This is a genomic window from Pasteurella atlantica (assembly GCF_963693435.1).
Classification (GTDB): Bacteria; Pseudomonadota; Gammaproteobacteria; order Enterobacterales; family Pasteurellaceae; genus Phocoenobacter; species Phocoenobacter atlanticus.
Genome location: NZ_OY856306.1, coordinates 1,772,318 through 1,793,444, shown reverse-complemented (window position 1 = coordinate 1,793,444; position 21,127 = coordinate 1,772,318). Strand labels below are relative to the sequence as shown.

Here is a 21,127-nt window from a genome sequence, read left to right as displayed (position 1 = left end):
TTTCGATTCGGACTATTAATTAGTGTTTTATTTTTTATAACTGAATATCGTTTTTTGATGAAAAAATGGTGTATAATGTTATTGGAATTTTACAAATTTTATTAGTCTTTTCAACCATTCTTAAAGTTTGTGTTATTTTTTTATAATTCAGATTTTTTAACTAATATGGATTAATTTATGAGTATAAAAAATAAAGTATATGGCAAAACTAATAAAGTGTTGACTTTATTAAGTAGTGGAATATGCATCTTTGCTTTGTCGTCTTGTAGTTTACCTCAAAAAAACTCAGCAGCATTTACCGTGCGTAAGTTGTCTTTTTCTTCTTCTGATTCTTCTAAAGTAGTGACGAAAAATAAAGCAAAATCTAATGAGCAGCATAATAAAGCGAAGGATAAACAAGATAATAAACAGGTAAATAAACAGGAAAGCAAGCAAGATATTGCTCAGCTAGTTTCAACAATGAATGCGGTTACAAAAATAAAACCAGCAATTCCAACTACTATAAAGGATAATCCTTTAATGGCAATTGTGCGTACTGCATTACGTTATAACCTTGCACATTCTCCGTTACCTTCAGTGATTGAACAGAGAGAGTTTGAAACGGAAGCCATTCGACTTTCACGTCTGCCTGATATTCGTCCATCTGCGAGTGTGTCTAAAGATGGTAATACTTTTGCTGGTTTATCAGGTTCTTATACTTTATATGATTTTGGATTAAACAATGCAAGAGAAAAACAAGGTGAGTTAAATACTACACGCTCACGTTTAGATTTTTCTCAAGAGCAGCGAGATACTATCGCAGATACTTTAGTTTCAGTGAGTAAAATAGCTTCTTTAAAAGCAAAAGAAAAATTAGTTAAGGAATCTATTTCTCAACAGAAACAATTAGCAAATTATGCTAAAAATCGTTTAAGTGCAGGATTAGTAACTCAATCAGAGCCTCTAGCTTTGAATTTACGTTTATCAGAATTACAAACCAAATTAGGTGCAGTTCAAGCAGAAATACAATTAAATTTAAAACTATTGGCATCTAAATTAGGTGAACCAATTAGTATTCATAAAATTCCTAATATTAATTCATTAGGAAAAATGGCAAGTATTTTTAATACATCTGGTGATGCCATTGCTTTACGTCAAGCAGAAGTAGAAGTACAAACTGCAAAAGAAAAATTAACCCAAACCGAAGCTGAACGTTATCCGAAAGTAATTTTAGAAGGTAGAACTGGGTATGACAGTATCAATAAAAAATCTTATCAAGCTAATGTTACTTTAAGTACCCCAACTTCACTCTTTTCAAGCGGTACCAATGTTAGTGTGGCGGAAGCAAACTATCGTAATAAACAAAAGCGTTTAAGCCAGCTACGGTTACGTTTAAAAACAGAATATGAACGTATAATTCTGGAAGCTAATCGTCTAAAACAGAATAAACTACAGTTACAAGTATTAGAAAAAGATAGTCAACGTAGTCTTGCGTTATATCGACAAAAAATTGATATAGCTAAAGCCTCTATCAGTGATATGATCAGTGCTTATCGCACATTATTAAACACTCAAGAGCAATTAGTAAATTTAGAGAATGAATTACTTATTTTAAAAGCGAAGTTAATTAAAATGACAGAAGGTGATAAATTGATGAATAATCAATTAAAACCAAGTAAATTATTATAAATCAACCAAATAATAATGATGGATATATCCATTCGTATATTGTAGGGAGAGAGTATTTTTTGTCTCTACAAAGAATATTAGAATACATAGAGAAAATAGATAAATGTTAGATAAAAATAATAGCTCTGGGAATTGGCAACTATCACTTCAACAAGCGGTTGAAATACAAGCAACACAAATTGGAGTGGGGATTGTGCGTAGCGATATTCAAGGGATAGATAGTTTTAAGGCACTAGTGAATTCTGCTTTTCTTACTGAAGAATTGCAACTTGATTTACAAATACGACAATTATCCTTAAAACATCTTCAACAGTTGCAGTGTCCTGTGACTATTAAGTTGAAAGAAAATTGCTACACAACAGTTCTCAAAATACACAAAAAGCAGGTGATTGTTGCGAGTGACACAGGAGCAAACATTACACTTCCTTTAAATACTTTTTTAGCTCAGTGTGAAGATAGTGTACTCCTTATTCGTAAAAATATTAGTCGGATGTACAATGAACAGGGTATTGATTCAGAGAAAAAACATTGGTTTTGGAGTGTATTTAATAAAGAATATCCTACTTTTACTCGTGTATTGATTGCATCTTTTTTCGCTAATTTACTAGCGATTGTCGCTTCTCTGTTTTCATTACAGGTTTATGACCGAGTAATACCGAATAAATCGGAAGAAACTCTTTGGGCGTTGTTGATTGGTGTTTTGTTAGCAATGGGATTGGAAGCTATTTTACGTACTTTACGCTCTGTTTTGTTAGATCACAGTGGTAAACGTGTCGATTTAACGACCAATGGATTTTTATTACGTCATTTATTACGATTACGCTTATCCGCAAATACGCCTCCACCTAATTATTTGACTCAAATGATGAGAGAATTTGCTTCTGTTAGAGAGTTTTTTACAGAAGCGGCGGTAGGTTCTTTAGTGGATATTCCTTTTGCATTCTTATTCTTATTTGTGATTTATGCGATTGGTGGTAACGCAGTCTGGGTTCCGATATTAGCAAGTATTGCAATGATTTTACCTGCCTTTATTTTTCGGGGTAAAATGCGTCGTATTGTGGCGTCAGCACAAGGAGCTCACGGGGCAGCAAATCGTCTTTGTAATGAAGTTGCCTATAATTTAGAAAGCGTTAAAGTTACTCAATCTTACGGTTTTTTTGAAAAGCAGTGGAACGATGTTAATGTGATTAATGCTAATGTTTCTACGAGACAACGTTACCTTGTGAATGCTCTAACGCAATGGGCAATGAGTATGCAGCAGTTAGCTTACGTAGTAACCATTACTGTTGCAACTTATGCTGCTTTTGAAGGAAAAATGACAATGGGGGGGATTATTGCACTGAATATTCTAGTCTCCCGAACTCTTGCTCCAATGACAAGGTTAAGTTCATTATTTATCCGTTGGGCTCAAGTTAAATCTTCTTTAAAAGGATTAGAAGCAATTGCTCAAGGAGAGCAAGATGATCCGATTACTCAGAAAAAATTACGTCGTCCTCAACTAAAAGGCAACTTATCACTTCAAAATGTAGAATATAGTTATGCAAAAGATGTGGATCCCGCTATTCAAATTGGTACATTAACTATTCGATCAGGTGAGAAAGTTGCTATTTTAGGACCAAATGGCTCAGGTAAATCAACGTTATTAAAATTATTATCAGGATTATATTTTACCCAAAAAGGGGAGATTAAATGCGATAGTATTGATATGAGACAAATTTCAGAAAGAGATTTACGCCGTAATATTAACTATTTTACTCAAGAAGTGAACTTATTTAATGGTACGTTACGCCAAAATATTACTTTTGATGATACTCAAATTAGTGATGATGTTATCATTGATGTTTTACAACAAACAGGTTTAGGTGGATTATTAAATTCTCATCCTCATGGTCTAGATCTACCAATTAAAGATGGTGGAATTGGATTATCTGTGGGACAAAAACAGAGTGTGCAGATCGCAAGAATGTTATTGGGTCAGCATAATATTTTGTTATTGGATGAACCTACAGCTAGTTTAGATCCTAATATTGAAGCGCATTTAATTCAACGATTAAAGCAATTCTCACAAGATAAAACAATGATCTTAGTGACACATCGAATGCCAATATTGGAATTAGTTGATAGAATTATTGTGATTTCTAACGGTAGAATTACTGCAGATGGTCCAAGGGATGAAATTTTACAGCGAATTCATAAAGCACAAAAGAATAATGCATAATTGATATTTTTAAAATAAATAATTAAAAACAAGCGGTGACTTATTATAAAAAATTTGCAAATTTTATAAAATTGTCATCACTGTGATTAGTTATCAATAGCTAATAGTAAAAGGATAAATAAATGCGTGATTTAAGTAAAGAGATACATCAACCTAAAAAAAGTAAAACTTTTTTATTCCTTATTTCTCTTTTTTTGATTGCCTTACTTGTATGGTCATATAATACTCAATTTGCTCGTGTGGTAAGAGCGAGTGGTAAAGTTGTTTCTGCCGCAAGAACGCAAATCGTACAAAACCTTGAAGGTGGTATTTTAACTGCACTTTATGTAAAAGAAGGTGATAGTATTCAAAAAGGACAAGTTTTAGCTCAGTTTGATCCAACTCGCTTTCAAATTTTAGTGGAAGAATCAGAAAAGAAAATTGCTACCTATACATTAAGAAAATTACGTTTACAACAAGAGATTAATCGGCAAAATGAGTTAAAAGTTCCTGCTTTATACCTCAAAGAATATCCTGATTTAGTGAAAAGTGAGCAAATATTATTATCTTCACGTTTAAAAGAATTACAGTCTCGTCAAGATAATCTTGAACATTTAATTACACTGAAAAAACAGGAATATAATAAACTTAAAAAGTTTAATCATGGTGGAGCGGTATCTTCTATTGAGTTATTAAATACCCAACAAAAACTGGCTAATTTACGAGCAGACTTGGAGAATTTCTTAGCTACTCGCTATAAAGAACAAGCAGAAAGCCTTTCAAAGGCAGTATCAGAAATTTCTCTTCTTAAAGAAACGATTAAAACGGCAAAAGATCAACTTGCACGTACAATTGTGCGTGCTCCTTCTTCAGGAACGGTGAATCAAGTATTTTTCTCAACAGTGGGAGCAGTTGTTCGTCCAGGACAAACTATTTTAGAAATTGTGCCTAATGATGGTAGTATTTTAGTAGAAACACGGGTTGCTCCTAAAGATATTGGTTATGTTGTACTAAATATGAAAACTTCTTTAAAATTAACTGCTTATGATTATAGCATTTACGGAACCTTGTTAGGTAAAGTCACTAAAATTGGTGCAGATACTGTACCAGATGAAAATACAAGAGACAAAAGACGTAATTATGTTGTGACTATTGCGATTAACCCTAATTCTCTTTCTAAATGGCAGGCTAGAAAGCTAGATATTCGTACAGGTATGATAGTTGAAGCAGAATTAGAAGCAGGCAGTATGCGAATTATTGATTATATTTTACGTCCATTATTAAAAACTCGTGATGCTTTGGCATCAATTTAATAAGAGTAATTTTATTGGTTTCGTATACAACCAGTTATTATCCCGTATGAGTAATGAAAACGAGATCGTATTCTTCTAAAAGTGCAATCTAATATGATCTATAAAAATAGAAAATAAGGATAATAAAATGATTACTTTCCTGTACTTTGTGGGGAAGGGCATATTTATATTTTTTAAAATTAATATTTAAAAGTACGTGGTTACCTTGCACAGTTACAGGGCAAGATCATACTTGTAAACTTACAATATGTTCATTATTTACCTTATTTAAAAGGTTAAAAATCAAACAAAAAACGTTTAATTAATATCTTTCTATACTTGAATGTTGTAAATAAAGTTTATTTTCAAATTCAAATAAATGGTTATTTTGCTAATAAGTATATTTTTTATTCAAGTATGATTTTGCCCTGTGCACAGTTACTTTTATGTATAAAAAAAGTTTGCTTTAATTAAGATATTATGTTCTAATGAAGCTCTAGCTAAGAGCAGTTTAAGAAGTTAGTTATTATAGTTCTTCCTCATTGTTACAAAGTTTTTACTTTATATCTTGAAAGTCCTGTTAATATCCATCTCTATTTATAAAGTGATTAGCGTTACCGCTTGAATTTTCAAGCATTCAAATAAATTTTTAAAATAAGGAAGACATATGTCTAAATTAACTGGTATCGTAAAATGGTTCAATTCTGAAAAAGGTTTTGGTTTCATCACTCCATCTAATGGTGGAAAAGATGTATTCGTTCACTTTTCTGGAATCGTTGGTGACAACTACAGAACATTAAACGAAAATGATAACGTTGAATTTGAAGTTCAAGATAGTCAACGTGGTCCATCAGCAGTAGATGTAAAAATTATCTAATTCGCTTTTAGCAATTAAATAGATTTTCAAAAATCCCCTTTTATAAGGGGATTTTTTCATATTAGGCCATATAATCACTATTTTTTTAATGATTTTCCTCGCTATTTTTTGTATTTTTATGAACAGGTCTCTTTTATGTAAACCTATCTTGAGACGGGAAAAATAATAAAGCAGAAGTTCTGATTTGGTGACAAACTTTATTGATGTATGTTGAAATAGTTAAATTGCATTTCTAGTAACATATTTTAGAGCTATTATGTATTTATAATAGCTCATATGTAAATTTCTAAAAAAATATGACCGCTTATTTTTATTCATCAATTTTTATTTTGAAGTATCGCGGGTTAGTATTTATTTCTCTTTAAGTGGTTTATCTAGCTGGATATCGCTTACCAGTCCACTATGATCAAAGTAAATAAATAAAGTACGTTGAACAGGGTCTTGATGTCCTTTACGTTTGATAAAAACATAATCCCAGCGGTTTTGTGCAAATATATCTTTTAATAGTGGTGTGCCAAGTAAATAGAGTACTTGTTCTTGATTCATTCCTACCTTTAATTGATCGACCTTTTCTTGCTCTAAATAATTACCTTGAGGTACATCAATACGATACACGACTTTTTCTAATGTTGAACAGGCTGTTACGCCCATCATAAGTAAGATTGTTGCTAAAAGTGATTTTATTTTCATAATTTTTTAAACCTTTCATTTTATAATATTGGGTAAATAATACCTAAACTTACACTTAAATACCATTATTTATTGCGTTGAAGTTGATCTCGCAAATTTGCGGGTATTTCTTTGATTGTTAAAGTGTCATTTAGTTCGTCCCAAATCACTCGCTCGTTTAATAATTGAGCATCAAAACTGAGAGTAACCCCTTTTCCTGAACCTGAATATTTAGTTAAGGCTTTTAATGTATTGCGAATAGGGGGAATAGAGTCTTCTAAATCATAATCTTGAGTTTGAGTAAATTGTGCAAAATTTTGATCATTTAAGGTAGGAATTTCATTGGCTAATTCTTGAATAGCGATTTCTTCACCACTGTTAATTTGACCTTTACAATAATCAAAAACTTGTGTTTTTACTGCTTTGGTTTGATCTGCATTTAGTTCACCTTGATCGCAATAATCGTGAACTGCTTGTAACAAGGTTTGGTTTTGTACTTTCGGATCAAGCCCTGCTTCTGCGCCTAAAAAATCCATAAAAAAATCTGCTACTTTTCGTCCCACTCGTCCTTTGATAAAGGTCAAATAGCGGTTAGATTGTGCATCTAGCTTTAATTCTGTTAAATTAATACGACAAGCAATGTCATATTGTGCCATTTCTAAATATTGGGTACGTTTAATTTCTAATTGTTCATCCACTAACATAGAGGTTCGGTTATCAATTAATGCAATAAATAGATAATCAGTTGCTAAAAAATTATAACGACACAAAATAAAAGAACCACCACTGGCAAATGGATATTTTACCAATTCCGTTGCCAACATTTTGGTACAGCTATAACTAAAGGGTAAAAAATCATTTTCTTGTTCTAATAAACGATTTAATTCCTGAGCAAAATTTGAATTCTCTTGAAATAAGCCATAGCCTTTGGCTTTTCCTTGATAGGCTTGATGAAGTTGTAACATCATCTGCTCAACTTCAGGCGTAACCTCTAATAATTTTTCTCTTAAAACTGTTTTTAATTCAGGTGTTTCGCTTTCAGTTTGTGTCAATTGGTGGAGAACAATTTCTGTTACATTTATACTCATAGTTTCCTTATATTACATCTTTTTATTCAAAATTAATTTGGAAGAGATTTTAACTGTAGTTAGGGTAATTAACAAATGTATTTATGCTTAAGTATTTTTTAGATTAGGTATAGTTTCTAATTACAATTTAATTATAGTAATATGTCATTTAATTCCTAATTAAATTTATAAAGGGATAAGAAGGCAAAGAGGCTTTCATAAGGTAATCCTTAAATTACTGAAAATTTATTAATAGATATATAAAAAATCAGGGTAAGAGCATACTTGAAATTTATTCCCCCCTCCTAACCTCCCCCCGCAAGCGGAGGGAGGAACTTGTGTGTACAACCTAAAAATCCCCTCCTCCGCTTGCGGGGGAGGGTTAGGGAGGGGGAATGTTGTTACTCTGTATTAAACTCACAAACTTAGAAAAATAAACCAATGAAAATTTATATAGATGCGGATGCTTGTCCAAAAACATTACGAGATTTTATTTGTAAATCGGTAATGCGAACCAAAACTACTGCAATATTTGTAAGTAATAGTTTTATCAATTTGCCACGTTCGCCTTTTATTAGCATTAAAGTGGTTGAAAAAGGCTTTGATATTGCGGATAACTATATCGTGGAACAGGCTGAAAAAAATGATTTAGCGATAACCAGTGATATTCCTTTGGCGAATGATCTTATTAACAAAGGTGTGGCGGTAATTAATTTTAAAGGACTAGAGTACAATAAGGATAATATTAAGCAAAATCTAGGGATGCGTGATTTTATGGATATGATGCGTAGTACGGGCGTGCTTGAACCTTCTCAAATGGGTAAACAAAAACCATTTTCTGATAAAGATAAGAAAATATTTGCAGATACATTTAATCGACTACATACAAAATTATCAAGAATATGCAATTAAAGAAAAAATAAATAAAGGCTGAAACTACTCAGCCTTTGTTTCTGTATTACATCAATTAATTTCGTTCTAATCTAAAAGTGGAATAATATTGTTTTTACTCGAAATTAGTCCTGTTTGGGTATAAAGTCCGAGTTTGTCACGAGTATCTTTAATATCAAGATTACGCATAGTTAATTGACCAATACGATCTGTCGCTGTAAAGGGTGCATCTTCCACTTTTTCCATACTTAAATGTTCTGCTTGATAGGTTAGGTTTGGTGATTGAGTGTCTAATATTAAATAATCGTTACCACGACGTAATTCCAATGTGACGTCACCAGTAATTGCTTTGGCAACCCAACGCTGTGCGGTTTCACGTAACATTAATGCTTGTGAATCAAACCAGCGACCTTGATAGAGTAAACGTCCTAGACGTAAACCATTGATACGATATTGCTCAATGGTATCTTCATTATGAATACCTGTGACTAAACGTTCATAAGCAATATGTAATAGTGCCATTCCCGGTGCTTCATAAATGCCACGAGATTTTGCTTCAATAATACGGTTTTCAATTTGATCTGACATTCCTAATCCGTGTCTACCCCCAATACGATTCGCTTCTAAAAATAATTCAACCAAATCATCAAAACGTTTGCCATTTAATGCAACGGGAATGCCTTCTTCGAAACTAATTTTTACTTCTTCTGTTTCAATTTTTATATTTTCATCCCAAAACGCAACACCCATAATAGGTTTTACAATTTTGATACTGGTGTCTAAATCTTCTAAATCTTTTGCTTCGTGAGTGGCTCCAAGCATATTAGAATCTGTGGAATAGGCTTTTTCAACGGACATTTTATAATCAAAACCATTCTTGATTAAAAATTGTGACATTTCAGAACGTCCACCTAATTCGTTAATAAACAGTTCATCTAACCAAGGTTTGTATATTTTGAGATCAGGATTAGTGATTAGACCATAACGATAAAAACGTTCAATATCATTTCCTTTATAAGTGCTACCATCTCCCCAAATATTTACACCATCTTGTTGCATTGATGCCACAAGCATTGTTCCTGTAACTGCACGTCCTAAAGGCGTCGTATTAAAATAGGGCATTCCACCTGTAGAAATGTGAAATGCACCACATTGAATGGCAACAATACCTTCGTGAGCAAGTTGGCTGCGGCAATCAATTAATCGCGCTTTTTCTGCCCCATATTCTATTGCTTTTTGAGGGATTGCATCATAATCTTCTTCATCTGGTTGACCTAAATTTGCTGTGTAAGCATAGGGTACCGTTCCTTTTTGACGCATCCAAAGTAAAGCTGCACTGGTATCTAAACCACCTGAAAATGCGATTCCCACTTTTTTACCAAATGGTATAGATTCTAAAATTGTACTAGACATATAAATTCCTTGTTGTATTGCATAATTTAAATTTTATATAAATAATTCCATTATTCTATCTAAAATAGAATTAAAAATGAACTTGTTATTTTTATTATGACAAAATTTGCAAATTTTAATGAAAAAATAACCGCTTATCATAATTGATAAGCTATTTTTTATCTCAATTTACAAATTTTTGTAAAATAGTTATTGGACTAGTATTCATTGCTTCACATAGTTCAATAAATTCTAAAATATCAAGTTTTCTTTCACAGCGCTCAATTTTTGCAATATATGATTGTGGTTTATTTAATTTATTTGCAATTTGCTGTTGGGTTATTCCTTGCTTCTTTCGTGTAGAAATCAAACATTGAATAATTTTTTGATATTTTTCTTTATAAATTGTTTTCAAGGTTAATCACTCTAAGCTAAAAAATCTAGCTTGTAATTATTATCCTATTTTAGTATTATCCCGTATTGGGATAATTGTTGAATATTAGGAGGAAAAAATGGCTTATCGTTATGATCCCGATTTAGATTTTTTACAACACCTTGAGTCTGATGATTTAAAAGAACTTTATGATGTTTTAGTTTACGATAAAGATGGTGATAGACGTTTAACAGAAACATTATCAGTATCAAATGAACGTAAAGAATATGGTAGTAATTATTCCATCTATTGGGAGCGTATTGCTGAGGAATTACAATGCTATGGAGCGAATACTTTTGTAACGTTACTGAGATTTGGAAAGGGGGTGACCTATCACGAAATTTTATGTGATGTTTGTGATAAATTGAAAGTTAATTATAATAAAAACTCAGCAATAGAAAAAATAGAGCAACATTTATTGATGAAGATTTTAGAAAAATCTTTGGAAGAGATGTCTTCTTCTGAAAAGCAAGAGTTAGCCCGTAGTATTGGCATTAAAAATACGGATAATGTTACACCTGAATTATTAACAGCAGCATTCTTGAAAATTTTTAAATTGGGTGGCTTTAAATCATATCAACTCACAGTTATTGTGGTTAATGCAATTTTAAAAGCATTGATTGGACGAGGATTATCTTTTGCAGGTAATGCTACCTTGACTAGAACAATGGCTGTTTTAACAGGTCCTATTGGTTGGGTAATAACTGGATTGTGGACGGCTATTGATATTGCAGGTCCTGCGTATCGTGTTACAATACCTGCGGTAATAACTGTTATTGGATTAAGACAAAAATATATTAATCGACATATGCTATCTGAACTCAATATTGAATAAGTTTTAGAAAATAACGTAAAACCCAAATGGTTCAATTATTGTTTCTGATAGTCAGTTAAAATTTATAAATTTTAATAAAAAAGTAACCGCTTATTTTAATCAATAAGCGGTTACTTTATTTCTAGTAGTTTATTTTTTATGCGTTATTTTTTCTTCGCATATTTTAAGCTATCAATTGCAACAGCGAAAATGATAATACTACCTTTGATAATATATTGCCAATATGGGTTTACACCGATATAAGTTAAACCGTAGTTGATAAGGGTAAAGATTAATACCCCAGTCACAACACCAGCAACAGTACCCACACCACCAGCAAAGGATACGCCCCCAACCACACAGGCGGCGATGGCATCAAGTTCGTACATAAAACCAAGGTTATTAGTTGCACTTCCTACACGTCCACCTTCAAGCATACCTGCGAAAGCGTATAACATACCTGCAATCATATAAATAACGATGAGATTACGCGTTACGTTTACACCCGATACACGAGCCGCTTCTGGGTTTCCACCGATTGCAAAGATATTTTTACCAAAGCGGGTTTTATTCCACATAATCCATACTAAGACCGTAATAATGGCGGCATAAATGGTAATGTAGGAGAGTTTAAATGATCCTATTCTAAAGAAGTTTTGGGTGAAATCTAAGAATGCGTCACTAAATCCAGCGATAGGTGATGCACCTACTGAATCATAGTAAAGGGAGTTAATACCATAAACGATGATCATTGTCCCTAATGTAGCAATAAACGGAGTTACATTTAAAATTGCAATAATAAAACCATTTAATAATCCAATAATTGCACCGATTACACATACAATTAAGATAACAACAGGAATTGGAATTTCACCAAGATCAGGGAATACTCGGTTTACGTTATCCATTGCCTGTAATAATGTTGCAGAAACTACAGCGGTAAGCCCCACCTGACGACCTGCTGATAAGTCGGTTCCTTGTGTTACCAGTAATCCTGCCACACCAAGTGCGATAATTAAACGTACCGATGATTGAGTTAAAATATTACTAAAGTTACGTAAACTTAAGAAACTTGAATCTTGTGTAATAATGACAGAAAGTAATACTAACAAGACAAAGTAAATAGCGTTTTGTTTTAAAAAATCAAGTGATTTATTTTGTTTTAAGGCTGACATAATACGGTTCCCTCTATAGATATTTAGCCGCTAACTGTAAAATTTCTTCTTGCGAGGTTTCTGCTGTATTGACAATCCCCGCAACTCGTCCGTTACTCATTACTAATATTCGATCTGTTACCCCTAAAAGTTCAGGCATTTCTGATGAAATCATAATAATACCTTTGTCTTTATTGGCAAGATCCATAATGAGTTGATAAATTTCAAATTTTGCTCCAATATCAATACCTCGAGTAGGTTCGTCGAGCATTAATATTTCAGGCTGAGTTAATAACCAACGACCAATGACGACTTTTTGTTGATTACCACCAGATAATGAACCAATACTCGTTTGATGAGAAGGCGTTTTAACATTCATTGAATCAATGACCCACTGTGTATCACTTTTCATTTTTTGATTACTTAGTAGTCCAAATTTTCCTAAATAGGTTTTCATATTTGAGATCAATGAGTTAAATTCAATACTTAAATTGGAGTAAATACCAGTCGCACGGCGTTCTTCTGTTACAAGAGCAAATCCGTGGTTGATTGCCTCCAGAGCAGTATTATTTTTAACGATTTTATCGTGTAATTTAATGGTACCACTTTTGCGTTGGCGAACACCAAAAATGGTTTCTACAATATCAGTTCGTCTTGCTCCCACTAAGCCAGCAATACCTAAAATTTCACCTTTATGGAGATTAAAACTCACATCTTGAATTGATGGCTGATTAGTTGCGGTTAATCCTTCTACTTCTAAAATAACTTCTTTTGGTGTATTTGATTTTGGCGGAAAACGCTGAGTTAATTCACGTCCAACCATCATTGCAACAATATCATCAATAGTACAATCTGCGACTGAAACACTATTTATCCATTTACCATCTCGTAAAACGGTGACTTCATCACAAATTTTAAAGATTTCGTCCATTTTGTGAGAAATATAAATAATTCCACAGCCACGATCTTGTAATTTTTTAATAATTTTAAATAAGTGATCCACTTCTTTTTCAGAAAGAGAAGAGGTGGGTTCATCCATAATAACGATTTTTGCGTTATAGGAAAACGCTTTGGCAATTTCAACCATCTGCATCTGAGAAACAGATAATTTTCCTACTTTTTCTTTTGGATCAACATTAATATCCAACTCATCAAAAATAACCTTAGTATCGTTATACATTTTTTTATGGTCAATAAAGCCACCTTTGGTTGGATAACGTCCCAGCCATATATTATCCATAACGCTTTGTTGACGAACTAAGTTTAGTTCTTGGTGAACCATAGAGATCCCATTTTCAAGGGCTTCTTTTGACGTTTTAAAATCTACTGGCTTTCCTAAAAAAAGAATTTCCCCTTCATCTTTGGCATAAATACCAAATAAACACTTTAATAATGTTGATTTTCCTGCACCATTTTCACCCATTAAGGCGTGAACAGAATAAGAACGGACAGTTAAATTTGCTTGGTCAAGTGCTTTTACTCCGGGAAAGGTTTTACTGACATTTGTCATTTCTAGTAGCACTTCACCTTTAGGCTTTGATGCTGTATTTTGTGCTGTCATATTCAACCTCTATCAAAAAAAGGGGGACTAAGCCCCCTAAATATATTACAAATTATTTTAAAAAGTCTTTTAAGTTATCTGCATCAACTGCAACATAAGGAACGTTGATACGTTTACCGTTAAGTTTGTAAGTCATACCTTCAGTTGGCGCTTTGCCTTCTGCTAAGTTTTTAGAAAGTTGCATAACTGCTTTACCTTGGTTTACACCATCGTTAAGTACGGTACCAAGAATTTCCCCTTTCTTAACCATTTGTAAAACTTCAGGAAGTGCATCTACACCAAAGATTGGTAATTTTTTACCCGCAGCTTTAATTGCATTGAATGCACCCATTGCCATACCATCGTTGTTACAGATAACAACTTCGATATCTTTACCTTTAGGGTTAGATAACCAAGATTGCATTTTATCTTTTGCCATTGATGCATCCCACATACCTGTATCGATAAATAATTCATCAGTTTTGAAACCTTGATCATTTAATTCTTTGATAACAAATTTAGTACGAGCTTCTGCATCTGGGTGTCCAGGTTCACCTTTTAATAAAGCAAATTGGATTTTACCATCTTTATTTAAATCAAATTCAGGATGAGCTTTCCATTGTTTTGCAATTAATTGACCTTGCATTACACCAGATTCTTCAGGATTTGTTCCAACAAAATATGCTTTGTCATAAGTATCAAGTGCTTTTGTACCCGGATCACGGTTAAAGAATACGATTGGCACATCGTCACCTTTTGCTTTACGAATAACTGTTTTTGCTGCACCTGGGTCAACTAAGTTGATTGCTAATGCTTTAACAATAGGATCTCTTGAAAGCAAACCATCAATTTGGTCATTTTGAATTGATTGTTGATTTTGAGAGTCATTCATACTTAATTTAATACCACCAAGAGCTTGGGCTTCTTTTTCAATCTCTTGACGCATTAATGCCATAAAGTTATCGTCGTATTTGTAAATTGTTACACCGATTGGAATGTCTTTTGCAGATGCTGTTGCTACCGCACCAAAACCAACTGCTAATGCCACAGCACTTAAAAACGTTTTTTTCATAATGTGTTTCTCCATTGAAAAATCTTTGTAAAACAAAGTATATTGAGTTTTATTGATAGTAAAAATTTTATTACCAATAATTGAACTTATCCGTATAGCATATTGGATAATCGCGATGATCATACAGCAATTTATAATACAATTCTGTGATCTGTTTCACAATTATGAAAACGTTTTCATAAATTATTTAGAAATATAGCTTGAAATCTAAATTCAAGAAAATTATTTATTGGATAAATTTTTAGTTGAAAATCGTTTAACTAGAGTAGGTTTAAATTGTACATAAGTGGGACGCTCAATTTCTTTATTTGCTAAGTTTAATGCTAATTTGGTTGCATAACTTGCCATTAAATCAATAGGATATCTGATTGTAGTGAGTTTTGGTACTAAATATTTTGCAATAGGAACATCATCAAATCCGATAATTGAAAATTGCTCAGGAACTTTAATATTGTTTTCATTTAAAACCGATAATGCACCTGCTGCAATATTATCATTATATGCGACAATAGCTGTTAAATCAGAGTGATAGCTAAGCAGTTCTATCATTGCTTCTTCACCGCCTTCAAAATCAGGAGATGTGTGTACAATAGCGTGCTCTAATTGTGAAAGTTGATGTTTTTTTAATGCTTTTAAATAGCCATTTTTACGATCAAACTCATCAGTAATATAATGATTAGAACCAATGTAACCTATATGTTTATGCCCTAATTTAATCAATGTTTCAGTGGCTAAAAAAGTGCCTTTTTCATTATCAAGATCAACACAGCGATGCTCATATCCTTCAATAACACGGTTAATGATGACCATACTCGGTACACTTTCTAGGTAATGTTTTAATATTTCATCATCAAGCGCTTTACTATGAACAATTAAGCAATTACAACGTTTACGTAATAAACTCTCAATGGCATTAAGTTCTTTTTCTGCGTTATGGTAACCGATACCAATTAAGATACTTTTACCATATTCAGTGGCAACTTGATCGACAGTTTTCACTAAAATAGCAAAAAAAGGATCAGTTACATCTGTGACCACAACGCCAACGGTATCTGTATTTTTTAGTGCGAGAGCTTGAGCATTAGCATTAGGGCAATAACCTAATGTTTCTACAGCGTGTAAAACAGATTGGCGAGACTTATTACTAGAGGAAGCATTATTTAAAACTCGAGAAACGGTAGCAACTGAAACGCCTGCGAGAGTAGCAACATCACGAATTGTAATCATAATTTTCCTTTTAATTGATCTGTTTTGACATTAAACATCATATAAAAAATATATTTTTTTGAAAGCGGTTACTTTTAAAAATGATACCTAGCTCACAAAAAATAATGTAATTTACTATGATTATTTTAAATTTGTGATGTAGATCACAGTAATTGTATTTTGCTGGGTTAAAATAGGGATGTAATCGTTTACATTTTTAAAAAGAAATAAAAAGGAGAGGAAAAATGAATAATGTATTTGATCCAACTGAGCATCCACATCGACGTTATAATCCATTAACCGAACAATGGGTTTTGGTTTCCCCACATCGAGCAAAACGTCCTTGGCAAGGTCAACAAGAAAAAGTAGTGGAAGAAAATAAACCAAGTTACGATCCAAGTTGTTATTTGTGTCCAAGTAATAAACGCATTACTGGTGAACAAAATCCAGCTTATACTCAACCTTTCGTGTTTAAAAATGATTTTTCCGCCCTTTTAGAAGATACACCAGCTCCACAAGAACAACAAGATCCTCTCTTTCAAAGTTCTCAGGCACAGGGCGAGAGCCGAGTAGTTTGTTTTTCACCTGATCACAGTAAAACCTTACCTTTATTGACCGTTGAAGAAATCACCGAAGTGATCAAAACGTGGCAAGAACAATTACAAGAATTAGGTCAAAAATATCAATGGGTGCAAATTTTTGAGAATAAAGGGGCAGCAATGGGCTGTTCAAATCCTCATCCTCACGGGCAAATTTGGGCAAGCAATTTCTTACCAAATGAAGTTGCCCAAGCAGATAAAGCACAAGCTGAATATTTGAAAAAACATAATTCGGTACTTTTAATGGATTATGTCAATAAAGAATTAGAACTTAAAGAACGCATTGTGGTAGAAACAGAATATTGGGTAGCAGTTGTGCCTTATTGGGCGGTGTGGCCATTTGAAACCTTGTTACTTCCAAAACAGCATATTAAACGCTTAACGGATTTAAATACAGAACAAGAAAAAGATCTTGCTTTAGCAATAAAAAAATTAACAACAAAATATGATAATTTATTTAATACATCATTCCCTTATTCAATGGGCTTTCACGCTGCACCTTTTAATGGAAAAGAGAATGAACATTGGCAATTACACGCTCATTTCTATCCACCTTTACTACGTTCTGCCACCGTGCGTAAATTTATGGTTGGCTATGAGATGTTAGGGGAGAGCCAGCGAGATCTAACCGCAGAGCAAGCTGCAATACGTTTAAGAGAGTTGTCAGATACTCATTATAAAATGAAGTAATATTGAATATAGCGGTTACTTGTGAGTTAAAATTTACAAAAAAGGAAATATTATGCAACCAATCGAAAAAGCGAAACAGTTATTTGTTGAAAAATTTAATCAAAAACCAACCTTATGTGTTTATGCTCCAGGGCGAGTCAATGTGATTGGCGAACATACCGATTATAATGACGGTTTTGTGATGCCTTGTGCGATCAACTATGGAACAGCAATCAGTGGTACTAAACGTAGTGATAGTATTTTTAACGTCTATGCGGCAGATTTAGATCAGTTTGATAAATTTGATTTAAGCCAACCGATCACAAAAAACAGTGAGGCTAAATGGACGGGCTATGTGCGTGGAGTAGTTAAATTTATTCAAGAGCGTTGCCCTGAATTTAAACAAGGGGCAGATTTAGTGATTAGTGGCAATGTGCCTTTATCTTCTGGTTTAAGTTCTTCGGCATCATTAGAAGTGGCGGTAGGAAAGTTCTGTCAGCAATTAGGCAATCTTTCACTTTCTCATACTGAAATTGCGTTAATCGGGCAGAAAGCTGAGAATCAATTTGTGGGTGCAAATTGTGGCAATATGGATCAGTTAATTTCAGCATTAGGGCAAAAAGATAATTTATTGATGATTGATTGCCGTAGTTTAGAAACCAAGCCAACACCCGTGCCAAAAGATGTTGCCGTGATGATTGTAAACTCAAATGTGAAACACGATTTGGTAACAGGGGAATACAACACTCGTCGCCAACAATGTGAAAAAGCAGCGGAATTTTTCGGCGTAAAAGCATTGCGAGATGTGTCTATTGAAGAATTTGCAAAAAAAGAGAAAGATCTTACCGCTTGTGATCCTGAAATGATGAGAAGAGCCAGACACGTAGTGACTGAAAATCAACGTGTACTTGATGCAGTAAAAGCCTTAGAGCAGGGTGATTTAACCTTATTGGGTAAATTGATGTATGCCTCTCACGATTCAATGCGTGATGACTTTGAAATTACCACACCTGAAATAGATTACTTAGTAGAACTTGCTCAAGTCGTTATCGGTTCAAGTGGTGGTGCGAGAATGACAGGTGGTGGCTTTGGTGGATGTATTGTTGCAGTTGCACCTGTTGAAAAAGTAGAAGAAGTACGTAAAATTATTGCGGATAATTATCAAAAACAGACAGGCTTAAAAGAAACCTTTTATGTGTGTACAGCTTCACAAGGAGTATCAGTATGCTAACGGAAACCACCACTGGTATAGCATCTGATAATATTCCTTTTCAGATCTTTACTTTAACGAATGGCAATGGAATGTCCATTCAAGTAATGGATTGGGGCGCAACGTGGATATCCTGTAAAGTCCCTGTAAATAATGAGCTTAGAGAAACTTTGTTAGGTTGTCAGCCTCAAGATTATCTTAATCAAAGTGCTTATTTAGGGGCAACAGTGGGGCGTTATGCTAATCGCATTGCGAATGCCAGTTTTCAACTAAATGGTAAAAAATATCAGCTAGTTGCCAATCAAGGAAAACATCAACTACACGGTGGCGAGGGTTTTAGTCATCGACGTTGGAACATTAAAGAAAAAAGTGAGAATATGATTACTTTTTCACTTTTTTCACAGGACGGCGCTCAAGGATTTGCAGGTAATGTAACGGTTTATGCTACTTATCATTTAACAGAAAAAAATGAAGTCAAAATCGAATTTGAAGGTGAGTCTGATCAAGATACGCCATTGAATTTAACCAATCATAGTTATTTTAATTTAGATAATGCTGAGATTGGTAGTGATGTTCGTGATCATAAATTACAGCTGAATGCGGATTATTTTTTACCTGTGGATAATGAAGGTATCCCAAATGCACCGTTAAAAGCCGTTGAAAATACCAGTTTTGATTTTCGTGATGAAAAAGTAATCAGCAAGGATTTTCTCAAAGAAGAGCAACAACTTACCAAAGGTTATGATCACTCCTTTTTATTAAATCATCAAGGCGAGCAACCTTGTGCGATTTTAACGGCTTCAGATAACTCATTGCAATTACAAGTATTCACCTCACAACCTGCATTACAAGTTTATACTGGAAACTATCTTGCAAACAACCCAAATCGCCATAAGGGGGTCTATAGTGATTATTCAGGAATTGCATTAGAAACCCAAGCATTGCCAGATACCCCTAATCATCCTGAATGGCAGAAATATGGTGGAATTATAAAGGCAGGTGAAAAATATAAACAGTGGACAATATTTAAAATAGATTAAAAAAATAGATTGTGATTTTGAGTAAAAAAATATATTATAGACGTCTAGATGTTTAAACCTCTAAAAAATTATAAATAAGCGGTAAGATATTGTAAAAATTTTACAAAATGTTACCGCTTAGGTATTTTGTAAACCTACTTAATATTAAGGAATAGCACAATGGCAATGAATTTATTTACTTCAGAATCTGTTTCAGAAGGACACCCTGATAAAATTGCAGATCAAATCTCTGATGCAGTTTTAGATGAAATATTAAAACAAGATCCAAAAGCGCGTGTAGCTTGTGAAACTTATGTAAAGACAGGTATGGCATTAGTGGGCGGTGAAATTACCACAACGGCTTGGGTCGATATTGAAAGTCTAACTCGAGAAGTGATTTGCGATATTGGGTATACTCATTCTGATATGGGCTTTGATGCCCATTCTTGTGCTGTATTAAATGCAATTGGTAAACAATCTCCTGATATTAATCAAGGTGTTGATAGAACTGATCCTTTTGAACAAGGCGCGGGGGATCAAGGCATTATGTTTGGCTATGCGACCAATGAAACTGACGTATTAATGCCAGCACCAATTACCTATGCTCACTTATTAATGCAAAAACAAGCAGAAGTACGTAAAAGTGGTAAATTAAATTGGTTACGCCCTGATGCAAAAAGCCAAATTACCTTTATTTATGAAGATAATAAAATTAAAGGCATTGATGCCGTAGTACTTTCAACTCAGCACTCAGACACCGTTTCTCAAAAAGATCTTCACGAAGGGGTAATGGAAGAAATTATCAAACCTATTTTGCCAAGTGAATGGTTAAGTAAAGATACCAAATATTTTATTAATCCAACAGGGCGTTTTGTTATTGGCGGTCCAATGGGTGACTGTGGCTTAACAGGACGTAAAATTATTGTTGATACTTACGGTGGTGCGGCTCGTCACGGTGGCGGTGCATTCTCTGGTAAAGATCCATCAAAAGTTGACCGTTCGGCAGCTTATGCCGCGCGTTATGTGGCGAAAAATATTGTAGCCGCGGGTTTAGCAGATCGTTGTGAAATTCAGCTTTCTTATGCAATAGGTGTCGCAGATCCAACCTCAATAATGGTAGAAACCTTTGGAACAGGTAAAGTAAGTAATGAAGTGTTAGTTCGCTTAGTGCGTCAGCATTTTGATTTACGTCCTTACGGCTTAATTCAAATGTTAGATCTAATTAAACCCATTTATCGTGAAACTGCCGCTTACGGACACTTCGGACGTGAACATTTCCCTTGGGAAAAAACAGATAAAGCAGATATTTTACGTTTTGAAGCAGGATTGAAATAATTTATAAAATCAAGCGGTACGAT

Annotated in this window: 18 protein-coding genes; 10 read left to right on the top strand and 8 right to left on the bottom strand. The window is 33.6% G+C overall.

Going from position 1 to position 21,127, the window contains the following annotated elements:
• The first annotated feature begins 177 nt into the window (after positions 1-177).
• The 4 genes from U9966_RS08345 (at position 178) to cspE (ending at position 6,034) form a co-directional block, all read left to right on the top strand.
• Positions 178-1,668 carry a TolC family protein gene (locus tag U9966_RS08345; RefSeq protein WP_306347379.1) on the top strand — a complete coding sequence of 497 codons (1,491 nt, stop codon included), beginning with the start codon at positions 178-180 and terminating at the stop codon, positions 1,666-1,668.
• 103 nt (positions 1,669-1,771) lie between these two features.
• Positions 1,772-3,886 carry an ATP-binding cassette domain-containing protein gene (locus U9966_RS08340; RefSeq protein ID WP_306347378.1) on the top strand — a complete coding sequence of 705 codons (2,115 nt, stop codon included), beginning with the start codon at positions 1,772-1,774 and terminating at the stop codon, positions 3,884-3,886.
• 122 nt (positions 3,887-4,008) lie between these two features.
• Positions 4,009-5,178, top strand: coding sequence for a beta-barrel domain-containing protein (locus U9966_RS08335; protein WP_306347377.1), 1,170 nt, complete (start codon positions 4,009-4,011; stop codon positions 5,176-5,178).
• Positions 5,179-5,824: 646 nt separating this feature from the next.
• On the top strand, positions 5,825-6,034 hold the full coding sequence (gene cspE, locus U9966_RS08330; RefSeq protein WP_211598522.1) for a transcription antiterminator/RNA stability regulator CspE: 210 nt from the start codon (positions 5,825-5,827) through the stop codon (positions 6,032-6,034).
• A 351-nt stretch (positions 6,035-6,385) separates the two neighbouring features.
• Here cspE and bamE read toward each other — a convergent pair whose 3' ends face one another.
• Together bamE and yejK are read right to left on the bottom strand one after the other, a co-directional pair.
• Positions 6,386-6,724, bottom strand: coding sequence for an outer membrane protein assembly factor BamE (gene bamE, locus U9966_RS08325; RefSeq protein WP_306347376.1), 339 nt, complete (start codon positions 6,722-6,724; stop codon positions 6,386-6,388).
• A 65-nt stretch (positions 6,725-6,789) separates the two neighbouring features.
• The gene (yejK, locus tag U9966_RS08320; protein ID WP_306347375.1) at positions 6,790-7,791 is read right to left on the bottom strand and encodes a nucleoid-associated protein YejK; all 1,002 of its coding nucleotides are present in this window, start codon (positions 7,789-7,791) and stop codon (positions 6,790-6,792) included.
• 420 nt (positions 7,792-8,211) lie between these two features.
• On the opposite strand from yejK, the gene U9966_RS08315 reads away from it, so the two are divergent.
• Entirely contained in the window at positions 8,212-8,682 is a 471-nt protein-coding gene (locus U9966_RS08315; protein ID WP_306347374.1) for a YaiI/YqxD family protein, read from the top strand.
• 66 nt (positions 8,683-8,748) lie between these two features.
• Here the strand turns inward: U9966_RS08315 and argG are convergent, their stop codons facing one another.
• Both argG and U9966_RS10250 read right to left on the bottom strand, forming a co-directional pair.
• On the bottom strand, positions 8,749-10,074 hold the full coding sequence (gene argG, locus U9966_RS08310; protein WP_306347373.1) for an argininosuccinate synthase: 1,326 nt from the start codon (positions 10,072-10,074) through the stop codon (positions 8,749-8,751).
• Positions 10,075-10,237: 163 nt separating this feature from the next.
• Positions 10,238-10,423 carry a helix-turn-helix domain-containing protein gene (locus U9966_RS10250; protein ID WP_407675209.1) on the bottom strand — a complete coding sequence of 62 codons (186 nt, stop codon included), beginning with the start codon at positions 10,421-10,423 and terminating at the stop codon, positions 10,238-10,240.
• A 142-nt stretch (positions 10,424-10,565) separates the two neighbouring features.
• On the opposite strand from U9966_RS10250, the gene U9966_RS08305 reads away from it, so the two are divergent.
• On the top strand, positions 10,566-11,321 hold the full coding sequence (locus tag U9966_RS08305) for a YaaW family protein (RefSeq protein WP_306347372.1): 756 nt from the start codon (positions 10,566-10,568) through the stop codon (positions 11,319-11,321).
• Positions 11,322-11,464: 143 nt separating this feature from the next.
• Here U9966_RS08305 and mglC read toward each other — a convergent pair whose 3' ends face one another.
• The 4 genes from mglC to U9966_RS08285 form a co-directional block, all read right to left on the bottom strand.
• A complete protein-coding gene (gene mglC / locus U9966_RS08300; protein WP_306347371.1) occupies positions 11,465-12,475 on the bottom strand; it encodes a galactose/methyl galactoside ABC transporter permease MglC in 1,011 nt (336 codons plus the stop codon).
• A gap of 13 nt (positions 12,476-12,488) precedes the next feature.
• Positions 12,489-14,015, bottom strand: a complete 1,527-nt coding sequence (gene mglA, locus U9966_RS08295) for a galactose/methyl galactoside ABC transporter ATP-binding protein MglA (RefSeq protein WP_306347370.1) — start codon at positions 14,013-14,015, stop codon at positions 12,489-12,491.
• 52 nt (positions 14,016-14,067) lie between these two features.
• On the bottom strand, positions 14,068-15,066 hold the full coding sequence (gene mglB, locus U9966_RS08290; RefSeq protein WP_306347369.1) for a galactose/glucose ABC transporter substrate-binding protein MglB: 999 nt from the start codon (positions 15,064-15,066) through the stop codon (positions 14,068-14,070).
• Positions 15,067-15,288: 222 nt separating this feature from the next.
• Complete coding sequence (locus U9966_RS08285; protein ID WP_306347368.1) at positions 15,289-16,293, bottom strand: substrate-binding domain-containing protein; 1,005 nt, start codon at positions 16,291-16,293, stop codon at positions 15,289-15,291.
• 224 nt (positions 16,294-16,517) lie between these two features.
• Here U9966_RS08285 and galT point away from each other — a divergent pair, with 224 nt between their 5' ends.
• The 4 genes from galT to metK all read left to right on the top strand — a co-directional run bounded on the left by galT (position 16,518) and on the right by metK (position 21,104).
• On the top strand, positions 16,518-17,561 hold the full coding sequence (gene galT, locus U9966_RS08280; protein ID WP_306347367.1) for a galactose-1-phosphate uridylyltransferase: 1,044 nt from the start codon (positions 16,518-16,520) through the stop codon (positions 17,559-17,561).
• A gap of 52 nt (positions 17,562-17,613) precedes the next feature.
• Complete coding sequence (gene galK / locus U9966_RS08275; protein WP_306347366.1) at positions 17,614-18,771, top strand: galactokinase; 1,158 nt, start codon at positions 17,614-17,616, stop codon at positions 18,769-18,771.
• Positions 18,765-19,790, top strand: coding sequence for a galactose-1-epimerase (gene galM, locus U9966_RS08270; RefSeq protein ID WP_306347365.1), 1,026 nt, complete (start codon positions 18,765-18,767; stop codon positions 19,788-19,790). The genes galK and galM overlap by 7 nt, the downstream gene beginning before the upstream one ends.
• 159 nt (positions 19,791-19,949) lie before the next feature.
• Entirely contained in the window at positions 19,950-21,104 is a 1,155-nt protein-coding gene (gene metK / locus U9966_RS08265) for a methionine adenosyltransferase (protein WP_306347364.1), read from the top strand.
• Positions 21,105-21,127: the final 23 nt, after the last annotated feature.

Excerpts from the sequence above, each read along its gene's own strand:
- U9966_RS08345 (WP_306347379.1), top strand. The coding sequence starts at position 178 with ATGAGTATAAAAAATAAAGTATATGGCAAAACTAATAAAGTGTTGACT.
- U9966_RS08340 (WP_306347378.1), top strand. The coding sequence starts at position 1,772 with ATGTTAGATAAAAATAATAGCTCTGGGAATTGGCAACTATCACTTCAA.
- U9966_RS08335 (WP_306347377.1), top strand. The coding sequence starts at position 4,009 with ATGCGTGATTTAAGTAAAGAGATACATCAACCTAAAAAAAGTAAAACT.
- cspE (WP_211598522.1), top strand. The coding sequence starts at position 5,825 with ATGTCTAAATTAACTGGTATCGTAAAATGGTTCAATTCTGAAAAAGGT.
- bamE (WP_306347376.1), bottom strand. The coding sequence starts at position 6,724 with ATGAAAATAAAATCACTTTTAGCAACAATCTTACTTATGATGGGCGTA.
- yejK (WP_306347375.1), bottom strand. The coding sequence starts at position 7,791 with ATGAGTATAAATGTAACAGAAATTGTTCTCCACCAATTGACACAAACT.
- U9966_RS08315 (WP_306347374.1), top strand. The coding sequence starts at position 8,212 with ATGAAAATTTATATAGATGCGGATGCTTGTCCAAAAACATTACGAGAT.
- argG (WP_306347373.1), bottom strand. The coding sequence starts at position 10,074 with ATGTCTAGTACAATTTTAGAATCTATACCATTTGGTAAAAAAGTGGGA.
- U9966_RS08305 (WP_306347372.1), top strand. The coding sequence starts at position 10,566 with ATGGCTTATCGTTATGATCCCGATTTAGATTTTTTACAACACCTTGAG.
- mglC (WP_306347371.1), bottom strand. The coding sequence starts at position 12,475 with ATGTCAGCCTTAAAACAAAATAAATCACTTGATTTTTTAAAACAAAAC.
- mglA (WP_306347370.1), bottom strand. The coding sequence starts at position 14,015 with ATGACAGCACAAAATACAGCATCAAAGCCTAAAGGTGAAGTGCTACTA.
- mglB (WP_306347369.1), bottom strand. The coding sequence starts at position 15,066 with ATGAAAAAAACGTTTTTAAGTGCTGTGGCATTAGCAGTTGGTTTTGGT.
- U9966_RS08285 (WP_306347368.1), bottom strand. The coding sequence starts at position 16,293 with ATGATTACAATTCGTGATGTTGCTACTCTCGCAGGCGTTTCAGTTGCT.
- galT (WP_306347367.1), top strand. The coding sequence starts at position 16,518 with ATGAATAATGTATTTGATCCAACTGAGCATCCACATCGACGTTATAAT.
- galK (WP_306347366.1), top strand. The coding sequence starts at position 17,614 with ATGCAACCAATCGAAAAAGCGAAACAGTTATTTGTTGAAAAATTTAAT.
- galM (WP_306347365.1), top strand. The coding sequence starts at position 18,765 with ATGCTAACGGAAACCACCACTGGTATAGCATCTGATAATATTCCTTTT.
- metK (WP_306347364.1), top strand. The coding sequence starts at position 19,950 with ATGGCAATGAATTTATTTACTTCAGAATCTGTTTCAGAAGGACACCCT.